Source organism: Aminobacter sp. BA135 (assembly GCF_050859125.1).
Classification (GTDB): domain Bacteria; phylum Pseudomonadota; class Alphaproteobacteria; order Rhizobiales; family Rhizobiaceae; genus Aminobacter; species Aminobacter ciceronei.
This window is the reverse complement of the sequence record NZ_CP139572.1, coordinates 420963-436540: the sequence shown is the minus strand read 5'-3', so window position 1 is coordinate 436540 and position 15578 is coordinate 420963. Positions and strand designations below refer to the sequence as shown.

The following is a 15578-nucleotide window of genomic DNA, read 5'->3' as shown; positions in this document are numbered from 1 at the left end:
CTCACTGGAAGACCTTGTCAGGCGAATCGAGGCTGTCCGACCCTTCGAATGCGATGGCGTCGAGCTTGAGCGCGGCAACGGCGCGCTCGATCGACTTGGTCTGGTCGACGAGCGCGTCGATGGCGGCCTGCACCGTGGCGTTGCCTTCCGTGTTGCCTTCGCCGATCTGCTGGTCATAGGCCTCGCCGCCGACGGCGCGGGCCTGGATCGCTTCCATCTTGGCAACCGTCGTGTCGAGCTTGCCGCTGAGCTCGGTGTCGAGCCCTGCGTCCGCTTCCTTGACCAGGTCCGAAACCGACGGGCCCTCGACGGTCGAGCCGTCGATCCGCTTGTAGCTGCCGTGATAGGCGTTGCGGATGCCGACGGCGTCATAGAGATGCGATATGTGGGTATTGTCGGAGAAGCAGTCGTGCTCCTCTTCCGGATCGTGGAGCAGCAGGCCGAGCTTCATGCGTTCGCCGGCCAGTTCGCCATAGGACAGCGAGCCCATGCCGGTCAGGATGGTCGAGATGCCTGTTTTGGCGTCGCCGTCGAGAAGCGCCTTGCGGGCCGCGCCGTCGGCCTTCCAGTTGCCGACCATCTCTTCGAGATCGGCTACGAGCAGGTCGGAAGCGGCGTTCAGATACTGGCCGCGGCGGTCGCAATTGCCGCCGGTGCAATTGGCGGTGTCATAGTCGGTGTAGGGACGGTTGCCGGCGCCCGGACCGGTGCCGTTCAAATCCTGGCCCCAGAGCAGGAATTCGATGGCATGGTAGCCGCTGGCGACGTTGGCCTCGATGCCGCCGGCTTCCTGCAGCGTGCCGGACAGCAGCTCGGGCGTGATCTTGGAGGCATCGACCTTCTGGCCGTTGATCTCGATCGACGGGTTGGCGATGACGTTGGCGGTGTAGAGCGAGTTCTCGTCGGACTCGGTGCCATAGGCCTTGTCGACATAGTCGATCAGCCCTTCATCCAGCGGCCATGCGTTGACGCGGCCTTCCCAGTCGTCGACGATTGCGTTGCCGAAGCGGTAGACTTCCGTCTGCTGGTAGGGGATGCGGGCAGCCTTCCAGGCTTCGCGCGCCGCCTTCAGCGTCTCGTCCGACGGCTTGGCGATCAGCGCTTCGATGGCAACATCGAGCGCCTTGGCTGATGTCAGCGAGTCTTCGTATTTGGCGAGCGCAATGTCGGAATAGGTGGTGAGGATGGCTTTGGTGTCCGTCGCCGCCTTGGCCGGCAGCACGAAGATCGCAGCGGTCAGCGCGGTCGTCGCGGCAATGGCGGCGAGCCTGCCGTAGTGACGGTTACGCGAGATGGATGCAGGCATGGTCTCTCCTCAGTGAACCAGTTGGCGCCGGCAAGCGCCTGGAAATCGTGTGCCGTCAGCACTTTGCTGGATCGGCGGCATGGCATCGAAAGAAAGCACAGGGGCGATCCGGCCTCGGATATGCGCGTGGTTCGAGGCCCTGATAGGGCGCAGCGCAACCATGCTGCAAACAGCCGCGCCATGGCGCGGTTCGACGAAGGCAGGCACCCAGATAGCTCCAATCGAAAGGGTTAAAGGCCCAGACATCAAAGACAGGCGCTGTAAAGCACGACTTCATAAAAGCCGAGTGGCATCAAAAGTCAACGCAATTTCGGGTGAAAAGCGTAGCGGGATCAATAGTTTAGAATTATTCTAAACTGTTTTTGTCCAGTTTGGCCGGGCGCCCCCAGGGCCAAGCTGTTGATTTGTCGAGACATGGCTCGGGACATGGCGAGACGCATCGGCAGCAGGCTGCGACATCAGGTAGCGCCGCGATGCAGCGTCGGCAGGCCACGTTGCCTGGCAGGATCCTGCCGCCTTTCAGCCATGAAATCCTGCCTGTCAGCCATGAAATCACCTCATGGCCCCTTGCGGTGGAAGTCCCTAGCGGTCATTTCGGTAGAGGTTTCCTTTGTTGCAGAGGCGAGCATGAAGAACGGTGTGGTGATTGTTGGGGCCGGCCATGCCGGCGTGCAGGCTGCAGCCAGCCTTCGCGAGGAGGGCTACGACGGCCCGGTCATTCTGCTCGGCGACGAGAAGGAGCTGCCCTACCACAAGCCGCCGCTGTCCAAGACCTTCATCAAGGATGCTGCCGCCCAGCCGCAGCCCTTGCGCGGCGAGGTCTTCTACACCGGCCACACCATCGACTTCAGGCCCGGAACGCTGGTCGAACGCATCGATAGGGCGGCCAACAGGCTGTCGCTGTCCGACGGCGGCGACCTCGTCTACGATCACCTGATCCTCGCCACCGGCTCGCGTCCGCGAGTGCTGCCGCTTCCGGGTACCCATCTCGCAGGCGTGCTGTCGCTTCGCTCTGTGGCCGATGCCCGGCTGATCCGCGAGCAGAGCGCTGCCTGCGAGGAAGTCGTCGTCATCGGCGGCGGCTTCATCGGCCTGGAGATCGCCGCCACGCTCGCCGCCGGCGGCCGCAAGGTGACGGTGATCGAGGCGCTCGACCGCCTGCTCGGCCGCGCCGTGGCACCCCTGATCGCCGAACATGTGCGCCAGCGCCTGACGGCATCGGGTGTCCGCATCCTGCTCAAGACCACCATCGAGCGCATCGAAGGTGAGGACGGCCATGTCGCGAGCGTGCTGACCTCTTCCGGCGAGCATCTGCCGGCAAAGATGGTGATAACAGGCATCGGCGTCGTGCCCAATGTCGAACTGGCTGAGACGGCGGGGCTGGCGATCGCCAACGGCATCCGCATCGACACGGCCATGCGCAGCTCGGTCGAGAACATTCTCGCCATCGGCGACAACGCCAGCTACCGCCATTGGCAGACCGGCGGCGACGTGCGCCTGGAATCGGTGCAGAACGCCACTGACCAGGCCAAGCTCGCCGCCCGCACGGTTCTTGGCCATCCCGGTGACTACGTCGCCGTACCGTGGTTCTGGTCCGACATTGGCGACATGAAGTTGCAGATGGTTGGCCTGACCGCCGGCAGCGACCGCCAGATCCTGTCGGGCGATCCGACCGAGAACCGCTTCTCGGTGTTCCATTTCATCGGCGACCGCCTTGTCGCCATCGAATCCGTCAATCGTCCCGCCGACCACATGCTCGGCCGCAAGATGCTCGGCCTCGGCTTCTCGCCGACGACGGAGCAGGTGGCGGGTGGGGCCGAGGCGCTCAAGGCTGCACTGGCGGCGTTGCCGGCGGGGTAATCGCTCGAGAACCCCGCTGGTGAGCCAATCTACCCGTGGATTTGAGGACCCGCGCTAGCCTGGGACTGCTGCCGTTGGGGCGGATATGGGTGCTTGGCTGCCTTGCAGGCGGCGCGCCGGTTCCGTCTGGTGGAGGTAGACGGCGAGCGTATCCCATGGCGGCATGATGGAAAGCTGCGACAGGATGCGGCCGACCTCGCCGCGGTGATAGCCGCCGTGCAGGATGACATGGCCCAGCATTTCTTCCCGCGACATGTATCCCTTGTCGCCGTCGGTGAACATGAATGCCAACCGCTCGGTCAGCCGGCCTGATGGTACATGCTCGACATAGTCGAGATACCACCGGTCCGATTCGGTGACGGCCGACCGCAAATCCGCAAGGGTCGGTGTTTGCGCGACATTGTCCGAGGTGTAACGGTGCGTCTCGCTGCTCAGATGCGCGGCAAAAATCCGGGCGACGACATGGTAATGGCTGATCAGCCGCAACGCCCTGGCCAGCTCCGCTCCGTGCCGCTCCGGGTCGAGTTCTTCCAGCTTGCCGAACAGATCTGCATTGGCCCAGGTGTGATAGCCGAACAGGGTGTGCAGAAGACCGCTCATCGCGAGGCTCCTTTTGTCTGTGTGCAAATGTGAGTAACGTCCTGATCGTCCGGAGCAGTCCAAGTGTCTACTCGCATTGCGATATCGAACTCCCCGATGCGCAAGCTGCCGCGGCAGGGCCGTTCGCAAGCGACCGTCGAGGCGATCATCGAGGCCGGGGCTCACATTCTGGGCGAGAAGGGCTGGGACGACTTCAGCACCAACAAGGTTGCCGAACTGGCGGGTGTGAGCATCGGATCGCTCTACCAGTATTTTCCCGACAAGCAGTCGCTGGTCGAGGCCATTCGGCGCCGCCATCTCGACGATTGCCTTGCCGTCATGCGCGGGTCGCTGCGCGAGGGAAAGACCGTCGAGCAATTTGCCGAGGATATCGTGCGCGACATGTTCGCGGCGCACAGCATCAATCCGGGGCTGCATCGCAGGCTTCTCGACGAGGCTCAGAGCTCCGAGAGCATGAGGGATCCCAACAGCGCTTTCGAAGCCGAGTATCTCGGTCACTACACCGCCGCTGTCGCCGCTTATCGGACCTCGCGATCGGGGGCGAATGAGCGGGTTGCCGGCATGGTTCTTTCCGACCTGATGGACGGCGTGGTTCACAACGCCGCCCGTCGCGGCTTGCTCGGCTCCGAGGAGCTGAAACAGGAGCTGATCCGGCTGGTGCGGGCCTATCTCACAGTTGCGGACTGAACGTCGGCTCCGGCACCATTCATTGCGATGCCGGAGGAGACCTTTTGCGTCGGCAAGCAGCCTATGTCCGCACTTCCCGGATCGACGCCTCCAGAATATCGAGCGCCTCGGTCAGGACGTCGTCCTGGATGGTGATTGGCGCGAGGAAACGGATGACGTTGCCGTGGACGCCGCAGGTGAGCAGGATCAGGCCCTTGTCGAGCGCCTTGAGCCTGACGGCGTTGGCGAAGTCGGCCGAGGGCAGCTTGGTCTTTGCGTCGTTGAACTCGACAGCATTCATGAAGCCGAGGCCGCGGATGTCTGATATCTCCGGCACGTCGTCGCGCAAGGATTCCAGCCGCTGCTTGAGCCGCGCGCCGAGCTGATTGGCGCGGTCGCAGAGTTTTTCGTCCTCGATGACGTCGAGCACGGCGTGTGCTGCCGCAACGCCGATAGGACTGCCGCCATAGGTGCCGCCGAGGCCGCCTGGATTGGGCGCGTCCATCAGTTCGGCCCGGCCGGTGACGGCGGCAAGCGGGAAGCCGCCGGCGAGGCTTTTCGCCATCGTCATCAGGTCGGGCGCGACGTCATGATGGTCCATGGCGAACATCTTGCCGGTGCGGGCAAATCCGGTCTGAACCTCGTCGGCGATCAAGAGCATGCCGTGCTGGTCGCAGATCTTGCGCAGCGCCGTCATGAAGTCGCGCGGCACCTCGTAGAAGCCGCCTTCGCCCTGCACCGGCTCGATGATGATGGCCGCCACCCGCGCCGGGTCGACATCTGCCTTGAACAGCCGGTCGAGCGCCGCCAGCGCATCGGCCGTCGTCACGCCATGCAGCGGCACCGGGAAGGGCGCGTGGAACACGTCGGCCGGCATGGCGCCGAAGCCTGCCTTGTAGGGCTGCACCTTTCCGGTCAGCGCCATGCCCATGAATGTGCGGCCGTGGAAGCCGCCGGCAAAGGCGATGACTGCCTGGCGGCCGGTGGCGTTGCGGGCGATCTTGACGGCGTTCTCGACCGCTTCGGCGCCTGTCGTGACGAAGATCGTGCGCTTGTCGCCCTTCATCGGCGCGATCGCGTTCAGCCTTTCGCCGAGCCTGACATAGCTCTCATAAGGCACGACCTGGTGGCAGGTGTGGGTGAAGCGGTCGAGCTGCGCCTTGACCGCCTCGATGACACGCGGGTGGCGATGGCCGGTGTTGACGACGGCGATGCCGGAAGAGAAGTCGATGTAGCGGCGGCCTTCGACATCCCAGATCTCGGAGTTCTCGGCGCGGTCGGCATAGACCTGCGTCGTCATGCCGACGCCGCGGGCAATGGTCTGCATCTTGCGCTGTGAAATTTCGGCGTTTTTCATCGGTGGTCCTCCAACCTCGCCGGCACCTTGCAGGCGCCAAACCGGCGTCATATCTGCACCTCTCCCGGTTTTTCACAAGCCGTCACGGTGATCGCAGGCATTGGTCCTCGCGGCCGGCGAAAAAAGTTGCCGACGCCTTGTCGGAATTGCACATTCTCGCGCGTCCTAGTCATGAAGGAACTGAAAAGATGCTCTACGCCATCCTTTGCTACAACAACGAAGACGTCGTCTGCGCCTGGTCCAAGGAGCAGGACGACGAGGTGATGGCGCGCCTGCAGGTGGTCACCGGCAAGCTGCGCGACCAGGGCAGGCTCGGGCCGGTGGCCCGGCTGATGCCGACGACGGCTGCAACCACCCTGCGCAAGACCAGGGACGAACCATTGGTCATCGACGGGCCCTTTGCCGAAACCAAGGAGCAGTTCCTCGGTTTCTACGTCGTCGATTGCGAGACGCTCGACGATGCCGTGGCCGTGGCCAAGGACCTGGCGGAAGCCAATCCTGGCGGCGGCTCTTACGAACTGCGCCCGATAGGCGCATTTTTCCCCGGAAAAGAGGCAGCATGACCGACCCGGCCTGGATCAACACGGCACTTTCTTCCGCCCGGCCGCAGGCCGTGGCGGCCTTGCTTCGCTATTTCCGCAACCTCGACACGGCGGAAGAAGCGTTCCAGGAGGCCTGCCTGCGCGCCTTGCGCACATGGCCGGAGAAGGGACCGCCGCGTGATCCGGCCGCCTGGCTGATCTTCGTCGGCCGCAATTCCGGCATCGATGCTGCCCGCCGCCAGAGCAAGCAGGCGCCGCTGCCGGCCGAAGAGCTGGTGTCCGACCTCGAGGACGCCGAGGCCGACATCGCCGAACGGCTCGACGGCCAGCACTATCGCGACGACATCCTGCGCCTGCTGTTCATCTGCTGCCATCCCGATCTGCCGGCGACGCAGCAGGTGGCGCTCGCCCTGCGCATCGTTTCCGGCCTGTCGGTCAAGCAGATCGCCCGTGCCTTCCTCGTCGGCGAAAGCGCCATGGAACAACGCATCACCCGCGCCAAGGCGCGCATCGCCAATGCCGACGTGCCGTTCGAGGCGCCTGGCCCGGTGGAGCGCTCGGAGCGCGTCGCGGCCGTACTTGCCATGGTCTATCTCGTCTTCAACGAAGGCTATTCCGCCGGTGCCACCGAGATCGCCAACCGCGCGCCGCTGTGCGAGGAAGCGATCAGGCTGGCGCGGCTGTTGCTGCGCCTGTTCCAGACCGAGCCCGAGGTGATGGGCCTGACCGCGCTGCTTTTGCTCCAGCATGCCCGCGCTGCCGCCCGCTTCAATGCCGAGGGCGAGCTCGTGCTGATGGAGGATCAGGACCGCACGCTGTGGAACAAGGCGCTGATCGACGAAGGCCTGGCGTTGATCGACAAGGCGATGCGCCACCGTCGACCTGGCCCCTACCAGATCCAGTCGGCGATCGCAGCACTCCATGCCCGCGCCGCCCGGCCCGAGGATACCGACTGGGCCGAGATCGACCTGCTTTATTCGGTGCTGGAATCGATGACGCCGTCGCCAGTCGTCACGCTCAATCGCGCGGTTGCTTTTGCCAAGCTGCGCGGACCTGAGGCGGCGCTGAAGCTGATCGAGCCGCTGGCGCCGAAGCTGTCGGGCTACTTCCACTTCTTCGGTGTGAGGGGTGGGTTGCTGATGCAGCTCGGCCGCACCGACGAAGCGCGCGAAGCCTTCGACAGAGCGATCGCACTGGCCAACACCGCAGCTGAAGCCGCCCACATCCGCATGCATCTCGATCGGCTCTCAGTGCCGTCGCCGGCAGCGAAGCCGAATGCCAAGGCGCCAAGCCGTCAGCTGCATTAGTCGCGCGGGTCCAGGTATCTACGCGGCGATGTCGATGCCGCGCGCCAGCACCCTCAGCCCTTCACAGCAGACAACCCTCTCCCCCGTTACGGGGAGAAGGTTGCGTCAGATTCGGCTAGGACCCGCGCAGCCAGTACGGGAAGTGCCTGTCTTCCCCCTGCTCGGGAGACGGAGGCAGCGGCGTCTTCTTGTCGGCCGGAACGTCCACGACCTTGCGATAGAGGTGCCAGGTGGCATGACCGAGCACCGGAATGACGACGGCGAGGCCAGCCAGGAACGGCAGTGACCCGATCAGCAGCGCGACGGCGACGATCAGGCCCCACAGAAGCATTGGCACTGGATTGTCCCGCACCGCCCGTGCCGAGGTCTCGATCGCGGCATAGGCACCGACATCGGCGTCGAGCAGCAGCGGAAAGGCGACGACGGTGGTGCAGAGCACGACCAGGGCGAACAGGAAGCCGATCAGATTGCCGAGGAGAATCAGCGTCCAGCCGCGCTGGGTGGTGAAGAGATCGCTGAAGAACGCTGCCATCGACAGCGGGGCGTCGGCTCCGTAAAGCCAGCTGTAGAGCGCCTGCGCGACAAAAAGCCAGGCGACGAACAGCGCGAGCAGCATGATGCCGATGGCCACCATTGCCGGGATGGCCGGCGAATGCCTGACATCGAAGGCATGCCTCCAGGATGTGTCGAGGCCCTGCTCACGCCTTCGGCTGATCTCGTAGAGGCCGATGCCGAAGAAGGGACCCAGTAAGGCAAAGCCGGACATCAGCGGGAAAATGAGCTGCAGGGCGTTGCCGCCCGACGTCCATGTGATCAGGAACACCCCGACGATCGGGTAGATCAGGCACAGGAAAACGTAATGCGACGGCTTGTCCCAAAAGTCGTCCAAGCCACGTCGCAGCGCGTCGAACACATCAGCGACCGTTATCCGCCGGATGGCGGGATGCTCGATCGTATTGGTGGCGCCTGCGTACACATGGAAACTTGCCATGACCACTCCTCCGTTGGGGTGGGTCGCGGCCTGCGCTTGGCATGAGTGGTCACGCCAAACCGCGACCTTCACCTGGGCAAATCATAGCGTGCTTCGAGAGATTTGACGACCCTGCGCGACCGTGCAGCCGATGGCTCACGCAAAGGTCATCGAACAAGGTGGCTTTGCCCGCCGCCGAAGCGGTCCAGGCAGAGTGCGTGGAGGCGTTCTGGCGTCAGCTGCAATAGCGGCGCGGAAAGGTCGAGATCGCCCGCGCGGCGATGTCGGTGCCGCGTGCCAGAGCTTCGGCAAGCGTCCGGCCCTTGGCGAGCGCCGCGAGGAAGGCAGCGTTGAAGGTGTCGCCGGCGCCGACGGTGTCGATCACCTGGACCTTCGGCGATGCGGCGTGGAAATGTGCCCCGCCGGCATAGGCATGCGCGCCTCCGGCTCCGTCCTTGATGACGAGCGTATGCGATGGGCCGATACGCCCGGCCAGAAGCTCGGCCGCGCCTTCGAGATCGTCCATGCCGGCAAGTCCCTTGGCTTCCTCGGCATTGATCAGCGACACGTCGGCAGCGGCGATCCATTCGCCCAGACGCTGCATGTTGGTCGCGCTCCAGCCGGCGGGTGGCCAGCCCGGATCGATCGCCGTGCGCCAGCCTCTGGCCGCAAGCGCCGCCAGAAGCTTGCTGGTGCCTGCCTCGATGGCGGGCATCAGGAAGCCGCCCGAGATCAACGCGAAGGCGTTTTCGCCTGGCGCCCCGGACAGGCGTTCAATAAGGTCGTCGAGGCTGGCGCGCTGCAAATGTCCGGGCGTGGTGAAAAACACTCGGTCGCCACCCTTGTGGACGATGCCGACGGTCAGCGTCGTCTCGCAGGGTTCGACGATCCATTCGGTCGATGGCTGGTCGAACTGGCCGCTCAGCCACGCGCCGTTCGAGTCGTTGCCGACCGAGGCGATCATGCGGTGTGCGACCTGCATGCCTGACAGCGCCAGCGCGGTGTTGCCGGCCGAGCCGCCCGGCCGCATCTCCGAGCGGTCGACCATCACTTCGGTGCCGACGGCAGGCCAGCCGTCGACCTCGCCGAGCACGAGGTCGACATTGACATTGCCGAGAACCAGCAGCGGCGGAACGGTCATGGGATGGCCTGTGATGCAAGAGAGCGGCCACACACATGGCGCGGCCGCCGAATGGTCTGGTCAGGCACCAATGCGGGCCACGACCGGGACATAGTTTTCGAGTTCCGGAGCCGGGAAGCTGACCGAACCGCAAATCTCCGCCGAGCGGTAGAGCCCCATCAGGATCTCGACCACGGCGAGCCCGTCATGGAAGGTTTCCATTGGCGTCTCGCCCTTGCGGAAGCACTCGACCATGTGTCGGTTCTCGTCGGTGTAGCCATAGACGCCCGCTTCGTCTTCCAGCACCGGCATCAGACCCTGTTCGGCATTCTGCTTCTCGACAAGGTCCTCGCCCTCTTCGCCCTTGACCTCGCGCGACATGAAGATCTTGAGGCCGGTGTTGAGCGAGTTGAACTCCATCGCATATTCCGGCCCGAGCAGTTCGAGCTGGATCCGCAGGCCGGCACCGACATAGGCCCAGGAGGTCGTCGCCTCGATCACCAGCTCGTTGCCGTCCTCGTCCTCGAGCAGGATGGTGCCGCGGGCGAAATCTTCGGACGGGCGGTTGCGGTAGTCCACCTCGCTGCCGAAGCGCTTGCGCAGCTGGTCGGCATAGTTGGGTCGCGTCCATTTGAGATTGGCGACGGTGCCGCTCACCTGCTTGATGGTCAGCGACTTGCGCGGGGCACCCGGCTTGGTCAGCAGATGGCGGGCGACCTCGACGCTGTGGCACATCATGTCGGACAGCACGCCGCCGCCCTGCTTGTCGCCCTGCCAGAACCACGGCTCGTGCGGACCGGAATGCTCTTCGGCCGCGCGTGCCAGATAGGGCCGGCCGGTGGCCGAGGCGGCGCGGCGCCAGATGATGTCCTTGCCGCGGATGACCGGCGTGCAGAACACCTGGTTCTCAAGATAGCCGTGATTGAGGCCGGCGTCCTCAGCCAGGCGCAGCATCTCGCGCGCCTCGGCGATGGTCCGCGCCAGCGGCTTTTCGCAGGCAACCGCAATCACCTTGCTGCGGCCGGCCTTCACCTCGGCATGCAATGTGCGCATCACGTCGAGGCGGGTGTAGTTGGGCGACAGGATCCAGATCGCGTCGACATTGTCGGCGTTGACGAGCGATTCCAGGCTGTCGTGGCTGGTGCAGTCGCCCAAGCCGAGTTCGGCAACGCGGCTGGCGAAGCGGGCGCGGTTCTCGGCCTTGCGGCTGAACACGCCGGTGACATCGACATTGCGCACGCCGAGCATGCCCTTGAGGTGGAATTCCGCGATGAAGCCGCTTCCGACGAAGCCGACGCGCAGCCGCTGTTTGGGCAATCCGGTCATGTGAGGTCCCCTGGAACTGAAATCATTTCGGCGCCGGCGCCGTGGTGCCGCGGACCTTGAGCGTTGTCGGCAGCATCACCGGCTTGCGCGGCGTGGCACCGCCCGACAGCAGGTCGAGCAGCATGGTCATGGCGGCGCGGCCGATGTCGGTGCGCGGCTGGCTGACTGTCGTCAGCGGCGGATAGAAGGCTTCGCTCAGGAACAGGTCGTCGAAGCCGACGACCGAGACCTGGCCGGGCACGTCGAGGCCGAGCTTGCGCAATTCGTGGATCACGCCGAAGGCCATTTCGTCGTTGGCTACGAAGATCGCCGTCGGCGGCTCGGGCAGTTCGAACAGCGCCCGGCACAGGCGCTGGCCGGTGTGCAGCAGATAGTCGCCGCGCTGCTCGTAGCCGTCCGGGATGGCGAGGCCTGCGGCCTGCATTGCGGCGCGATAGCCGTCGCGGCGGTCGACGCTCATGATCTCCGGCACCGGGCCGGAGACATGGGCAATGCGCCTGTGGCCAAGGCCGATCAGATGCTCGACGGCGTTGCGGGCGGCCGCCGCGTTGTCGATCATCACATGCGGGAAGCCGGCGTCCTCGATCTCCTCCAGCGCCACCACGATCGGCGCGCCGCCTTCGACCGAGGCGACAAAACCTTCGCGCCGGGGCAGCTTGCCTGTCATCAGGATCATGCCGTCGGCATGGCCGTCGCGCAGCATGTCGAAATACTCGATTTCGCGGTCGGAGTCGTTTTCGGTGTTGCCCATCAGCACCGAATAGCCGGCGGCGCGGGCGGTCGCTTCGACACCCTTGAGGATCTCGAGGTAGAACGGGTTGCCGACGTCGCGTACCACCATCAGCACCGCCATCGCCTTCTGCGTGCGCAGGTTGCGGGCGCTGACATTGGGCCGGTAATTCATCTCGCGCGCCATGTCGCGAATGCGGCTCAGCGTCGGCTCGGCGACGAGGCCGCTGTCGGAAAGCGCGCGCGACACGGTGGCTGCGGAAACGCCCAGCCGCTCGGCGATGTCCTTGATCTTGGGTCGCTCATTCATGTGCGCATCGCCCTGCCACGGCCGTAGAAGAGCATCAGGATCAGCAAGGTCGCGCCGAACACCATCTGCCGCCCGGATTCATCGATATGCACTGTCGTCAGGATGCTCTGGAGAACGACCAGCAGCACGGCGCCCGCCATCGTGCCCGTGTAGCCGCCCTTGCCGCCCGACAGCGGTGTGCCGCCGAACACCACCGCAATGATCGAAGGCAGCATGTACTGCTCGCCGACATTGGCGAAGGACGAGCCGGAATAACCGATCAGGCACATGCCGGCGACCGCGGCGAAGGCGCCCGACAGCATGAACAGGGCGATGCGGGTGCGCTTCACCGGGACGCCGGCCATGAAGGCCGCCTGCTCGTTCGAGCCTATGGCGTAGATACGGTGGCCGAACACGGTGCGGCCGAGCATGAAGGCCATCAGCAGGCCGATCGCCACCCACAGCCAGATGATACCGGGCAGGCCGAAGAGGAAAGGCTGGGTGACGAACTGCGACAGACCGGGCGCGGCGCGTCCCGAGGGGATGCCGTTGCGGATGACGACGAGAAGACCTTGCAGCACGCCGAGCATGCCGAGCGTCATGACCAGCGGCGGGATGCGCAGCAGCGTCACGCCGAGGCCGTTGAACAGGCCGATCAGGGCACCGGCGGTGATGCAGCCGAGGATCGCAGGCAGGATGCCGCTATCCGCACCGTTCATCAGATTGCCGCCGATGATGGCGCTGAGCGAGACGACGCCGCCGACCGACAGGTCGATGCCTTCGCGGCCGCCAAGGATGACCAGGTTCTGGCCAGCGGCGACGATGCCGAGCAGGGCGGCGACGATGAGCAGGCGCAGGATCTGCTGACCCGAGGCGAAGCCGGGCGACAGCGCCTCGCCGAGCAGCAAGAGCGCGGCGATGAGGATCAGCGCCACCACCAGCGGCTGCTTGAGGAAGGTCAGCACCGGCGAGGGGGCTGCCGCTGGCGTTTGGGTTGCTGCGATCATGCGCGTGCCCTCCGTCCGACAAGGATGCCCGCCATCAGGGCGACGAGGATGGCGAGGCCCTGGACCAGGTTCTGCCATTCCGACGGCGTGCCGACGAAGAACACCAGCGAGTTGATCAGCCCGATGATCAGCGCACCGATGATCGAGCCGACGACGGTGCCGAAACCGCCCGACAGCGCGCTGCCGCCTAGCACCACCGCCGCCACCGAGAACAAGGTCATCTTGCCGCCGACAAGTGGGTCGCCGCTGGCCGTGTCGCCGGTGATGCAGAAGGCGGCGAGCGCCGCAAACAGGCCGCAGAGCGCATAGCCCTGGACGCGGATCTTCGTCACCGGCAGGCCGCTCTGGTAGGCAGCCTGCGCATCGTCGCCGACCGCGAGCAACTGCGTTGCGAGCCTTGTGCGGGCAAGCACGTAGAGCACGATCGCCAGCAGAGCCACGGCGAAATAGACAAACGGAATCTCAAAAAAGCGTCCGCCATAGGTACGCCAGAAGGCGGCGGGCGCCGGCGTGCCGGCCACCGGCATGACGTAGAGCGCCAGCCCGGTGAAGAAGATCGAGGTGGCGAAGGTGGCGACGATCGCCTGTAGCCGGAGCGCCGCAACCACGATGCCATTCAGGATGCCACAGGCGAGGCCAACGAAGAGCCCGATGCCGAGCGCTGCAACCACCGAGAAGCCGCTGCCGCCCAGCTTCTCCATCGTCACCACGATGACGACATTGACCAAAGAGACGATGGCGCCTGCCGACAGGTCGATGTCGCCGGCATAGACGACATAGGTCTGGGCGATGGCGAGCATCATCAGCGCCAGATAGGTCTTGGTCAGGCCGGTGATGCCGGCAAAGCTTACGCTGCGCGGCTGGTAGAGGCCGTTGAGCGCAAGCAAGACGATGGCGATGACCAGCGCCGGCAGGAACGGATGGCGCTCGACGAGGCGCTTCAATCCGCCCGGCTTGCTGGAGGGAAGGGACGCGGCTGTCATCACGCGGCCTCGTAAGCTGCCTGGTAGAGATTGTAGCGCGTTCTGTCGGCGCCGGTGAGTTCGCGGCGCACCGCACCGCCGTTGAAGACGAGGATGCGGTCGGCATTGTTGAGCAGCTCGGCATCCTCCGAGGAATAGAGCACGATGCCCATGCCCTCGGCGGCGAGCTGGCGGATCAGCGCGAACAGATCTGCCTTGGCCGACAGGTCGATACCCTTGGTCGGATCATCGAGCAACAGCACGTCGGGCCGGTCGATCAGCCAACGGGCGATGACGATCTTCTGCTGGTTGCCGCCTGACAGCGAATTGATCGGGTGGCCGAGCCCGGCAAATTTGGTGTGCAGCGCCTCGAGCGCCGGCTTGACCCGCTCGGCCAATGCCGAGGGTCGGGCGAGGAACAGCTTCTGGCGGAGATAATGGATCGGCGTGACGTTTTCGAGGATCGGCCGGCCCTGGATCACGCCATCGCGGCTGCGGTCGCCGGAGACATAGGCAAGGCCGCGTCGGATCGCCGCGCGTGGGTCAGATGGCGTAAAAGTCGAACCCGCCAATGTGAGCGTGCCGCCATTCGAGGGAGTGGCGCCGAAGATGGCGCGCAGCACCGCCGACTGGCCCTGGCCATGCAGGCCGCCGAAACCAAGAATCTCGCCTTTGGCGACCTCGAAGCCGACATTGGCGAAACCCTTGCCGGAGAAACGAGAGACCGTCAGCACCGGTGCCTTGCGATCGGCGGCCTCCGCCGGCGGTGCGCTGGCGCCGGGCGCCAGCTCGTCCTGGCCGCCGACCATCAGCCTGATGACCTCGCCGGGATTGGTGTCAGCGATGTTCTTGGTGCCGACCGTCTCGCCGTCGCGGATGACGGTGACGCGGTCACCGATGGTGAAGATCTCATCCATGCGGTGCGAGATGAAGATGATGCTGCGGCCCGCGGCCTTGAGGTCGCGCAGGATGTCGAAGAAGCGGTCGACCTGGGCCCGGTCGAGTGCCGATGTCGGTTCGTCGAAGATGGTGATGGGTGCTTCGGTCGCCAGCGCCTTCATGATCTCGACCAATTGGCGCTGGTCGGCGCGCAGGTTCTCGACCACTGCCTCGGCCGAGAAGCCCTCGCCGGAAACGGTGTCGAACAAAGCGATGTAACGCTGTGCCCGGCTCTCCAGTGCTGCGCGGTCGACGAAGATGCCGCCCGGCATGTCGGGCAGGCAGATGTTTTCTGCAACCGTCCGATGTCCGGCCAGGCTGAGCTCCTGGTAGAAGATGCCGATGCCTGATGCGCGTGCGGAATGCGGGCCGGTGATGGTGACCGGCTTGCCGTCGATCAGGATCTCGCCGCCGTCCGGCCGCACGCTGCCGGCCAGCACCTTGCACAAGGTGCTCTTGCCCGAACCGTTCGAGCCGATCAGCACATGCACTTCGCCTGCCTCGACCGTTAGGTCGCCGCGGCGCAAGGCCAAGGTAGCGCCGTAAGCCTTGCTTACGCCGCGCATGATGAGTTTCGACATGGTGGTGGCTTCCCGAT

At 65.0% G+C, this 15578-nt stretch carries 14 protein-coding genes; 4 read left to right on the top strand and 10 right to left on the bottom strand.

Going from position 1 to position 15578, the window contains the following annotated elements; all coding sequences use genetic code 11:
* Position 1 precedes the first annotated feature (1 nt).
* The gene (locus SLT36_RS02140; protein WP_432285611.1) at positions 2-1306 is read right to left on the bottom strand and encodes an imelysin family protein; all 1305 of its coding nucleotides are present in this window, start codon (positions 1304-1306) and stop codon (positions 2-4) included.
* A gap of 627 nt (positions 1307-1933) precedes the next feature.
* Between SLT36_RS02140 and SLT36_RS02135 the strand changes: the two genes are divergently transcribed.
* A complete protein-coding gene (locus SLT36_RS02135) occupies positions 1934-3166 on the top strand; it encodes an NAD(P)/FAD-dependent oxidoreductase (protein ID WP_432285610.1) in 1233 nt (410 codons plus the stop codon).
* Between the two features lie 54 nt (positions 3167-3220).
* Here the strand turns inward: SLT36_RS02135 and SLT36_RS02130 are convergent, their stop codons facing one another.
* Entirely contained in the window at positions 3221-3766 is a 546-nt protein-coding gene (locus SLT36_RS02130; RefSeq protein ID WP_432285609.1) for a DinB family protein, read from the bottom strand.
* 63 nt (positions 3767-3829) lie between these two features.
* On the opposite strand from SLT36_RS02130, the gene SLT36_RS02125 reads away from it, so the two are divergent.
* Positions 3830-4453 (top strand): TetR/AcrR family transcriptional regulator, encoded by a 624-nt coding sequence (locus SLT36_RS02125; RefSeq protein ID WP_432285608.1) that lies wholly within the window; start codon positions 3830-3832, stop codon positions 4451-4453.
* 61 nt (positions 4454-4514) lie between these two features.
* On the opposite strand, the gene SLT36_RS02120 is transcribed toward SLT36_RS02125, so the two are convergent.
* Positions 4515-5789 (bottom strand): 4-aminobutyrate--2-oxoglutarate transaminase, encoded by a 1275-nt coding sequence (locus SLT36_RS02120; RefSeq protein ID WP_067965823.1) that lies wholly within the window; start codon positions 5787-5789, stop codon positions 4515-4517.
* 188 nt (positions 5790-5977) lie between these two features.
* Here SLT36_RS02120 and SLT36_RS02115 point away from each other — a divergent pair, with 188 nt between their 5' ends.
* Entirely contained in the window at positions 5978-6352 is a 375-nt protein-coding gene (locus SLT36_RS02115; RefSeq protein WP_192319367.1) for a YciI family protein, read from the top strand.
* On the top strand, positions 6349-7638 hold the full coding sequence (locus tag SLT36_RS02110) for an RNA polymerase sigma factor (RefSeq protein WP_432285607.1): 1290 nt from the start codon (positions 6349-6351) through the stop codon (positions 7636-7638). Before SLT36_RS02115 ends, SLT36_RS02110 begins: the two co-directional genes overlap by 4 nt.
* Positions 7639-7753: 115 nt before the next feature.
* On the opposite strand, the gene SLT36_RS02105 is transcribed toward SLT36_RS02110, so the two are convergent.
* The 7 genes from SLT36_RS02105 to SLT36_RS02075 all read right to left on the bottom strand — a co-directional run bounded on the left by SLT36_RS02105 (position 7754) and on the right by SLT36_RS02075 (position 15561).
* Positions 7754-8629 (bottom strand): DUF2189 domain-containing protein, encoded by an 876-nt coding sequence (locus tag SLT36_RS02105; protein WP_067955308.1) that lies wholly within the window; start codon positions 8627-8629, stop codon positions 7754-7756.
* Positions 8630-8843: 214 nt separating this feature from the next.
* A complete protein-coding gene (locus SLT36_RS02100; RefSeq protein ID WP_432285606.1) occupies positions 8844-9749 on the bottom strand; it encodes a carbohydrate kinase family protein in 906 nt (301 codons plus the stop codon).
* Between the two features lie 60 nt (positions 9750-9809).
* Positions 9810-11054: a Gfo/Idh/MocA family protein gene (locus SLT36_RS02095; RefSeq protein WP_432285605.1), complete on the bottom strand. Its 1245-nt coding sequence runs from the start codon at positions 11052-11054 to the stop codon at positions 9810-9812.
* Positions 11055-11076: 22 nt separating this feature from the next.
* On the bottom strand, positions 11077-12093 hold the full coding sequence (locus SLT36_RS02090) for a LacI family DNA-binding transcriptional regulator (protein WP_432285604.1): 1017 nt from the start codon (positions 12091-12093) through the stop codon (positions 11077-11079).
* Positions 12090-13079 carry an ABC transporter permease gene (locus SLT36_RS02085; RefSeq protein ID WP_432285603.1) on the bottom strand — a complete coding sequence of 330 codons (990 nt, stop codon included), beginning with the start codon at positions 13077-13079 and terminating at the stop codon, positions 12090-12092. The genes SLT36_RS02090 and SLT36_RS02085 overlap by 4 nt, the downstream gene beginning before the upstream one ends.
* The gene (locus SLT36_RS02080; protein ID WP_432285602.1) at positions 13076-14062 is read right to left on the bottom strand and encodes an ABC transporter permease; all 987 of its coding nucleotides are present in this window, start codon (positions 14060-14062) and stop codon (positions 13076-13078) included. Before SLT36_RS02080 ends, SLT36_RS02085 begins: the two co-directional genes overlap by 4 nt.
* Positions 14062-15561, bottom strand: coding sequence for a sugar ABC transporter ATP-binding protein (locus tag SLT36_RS02075; RefSeq protein ID WP_432285601.1), 1500 nt, complete (start codon positions 15559-15561; stop codon positions 14062-14064). Before SLT36_RS02075 ends, SLT36_RS02080 begins: the two co-directional genes overlap by 1 nt.
* Positions 15562-15578: the final 17 nt, after the last annotated feature.

What these genes read in the sequence shown, in the direction of transcription:
- SLT36_RS02140 (WP_432285611.1), bottom strand. Translation starts at nt 1,306, where the DNA reads ATGCCTGCATCCATCTCGCGTAACCGTCACTACGGCAGGCTCGCCGCC.
- SLT36_RS02135 (WP_432285610.1), top strand. Translation starts at nt 1,934, where the DNA reads ATGAAGAACGGTGTGGTGATTGTTGGGGCCGGCCATGCCGGCGTGCAG.
- SLT36_RS02130 (WP_432285609.1), bottom strand. Translation starts at nt 3,766, where the DNA reads ATGAGCGGTCTTCTGCACACCCTGTTCGGCTATCACACCTGGGCCAAT.
- SLT36_RS02120 (WP_067965823.1), bottom strand. Translation starts at nt 5,789, where the DNA reads ATGAAAAACGCCGAAATTTCACAGCGCAAGATGCAGACCATTGCCCGC.
- SLT36_RS02115 (WP_192319367.1), top strand. Translation starts at nt 5,978, where the DNA reads ATGCTCTACGCCATCCTTTGCTACAACAACGAAGACGTCGTCTGCGCC.
- SLT36_RS02110 (WP_432285607.1), top strand. Translation starts at nt 6,349, where the DNA reads ATGACCGACCCGGCCTGGATCAACACGGCACTTTCTTCCGCCCGGCCG.
- SLT36_RS02105 (WP_067955308.1), bottom strand. Translation starts at nt 8,629, where the DNA reads ATGGCAAGTTTCCATGTGTACGCAGGCGCCACCAATACGATCGAGCAT.
- SLT36_RS02100 (WP_432285606.1), bottom strand. Translation starts at nt 9,749, where the DNA reads ATGACCGTTCCGCCGCTGCTGGTTCTCGGCAATGTCAATGTCGACCTC.
- SLT36_RS02095 (WP_432285605.1), bottom strand. Translation starts at nt 11,054, where the DNA reads ATGACCGGATTGCCCAAACAGCGGCTGCGCGTCGGCTTCGTCGGAAGC.
- SLT36_RS02090 (WP_432285604.1), bottom strand. Translation starts at nt 12,093, where the DNA reads ATGAATGAGCGACCCAAGATCAAGGACATCGCCGAGCGGCTGGGCGTT.
- SLT36_RS02085 (WP_432285603.1), bottom strand. Translation starts at nt 13,079, where the DNA reads ATGATCGCAGCAACCCAAACGCCAGCGGCAGCCCCCTCGCCGGTGCTG.
- SLT36_RS02080 (WP_432285602.1), bottom strand. Translation starts at nt 14,062, where the DNA reads ATGACAGCCGCGTCCCTTCCCTCCAGCAAGCCGGGCGGATTGAAGCGC.
- SLT36_RS02075 (WP_432285601.1), bottom strand. Translation starts at nt 15,561, where the DNA reads ATGTCGAAACTCATCATGCGCGGCGTAAGCAAGGCTTACGGCGCTACC.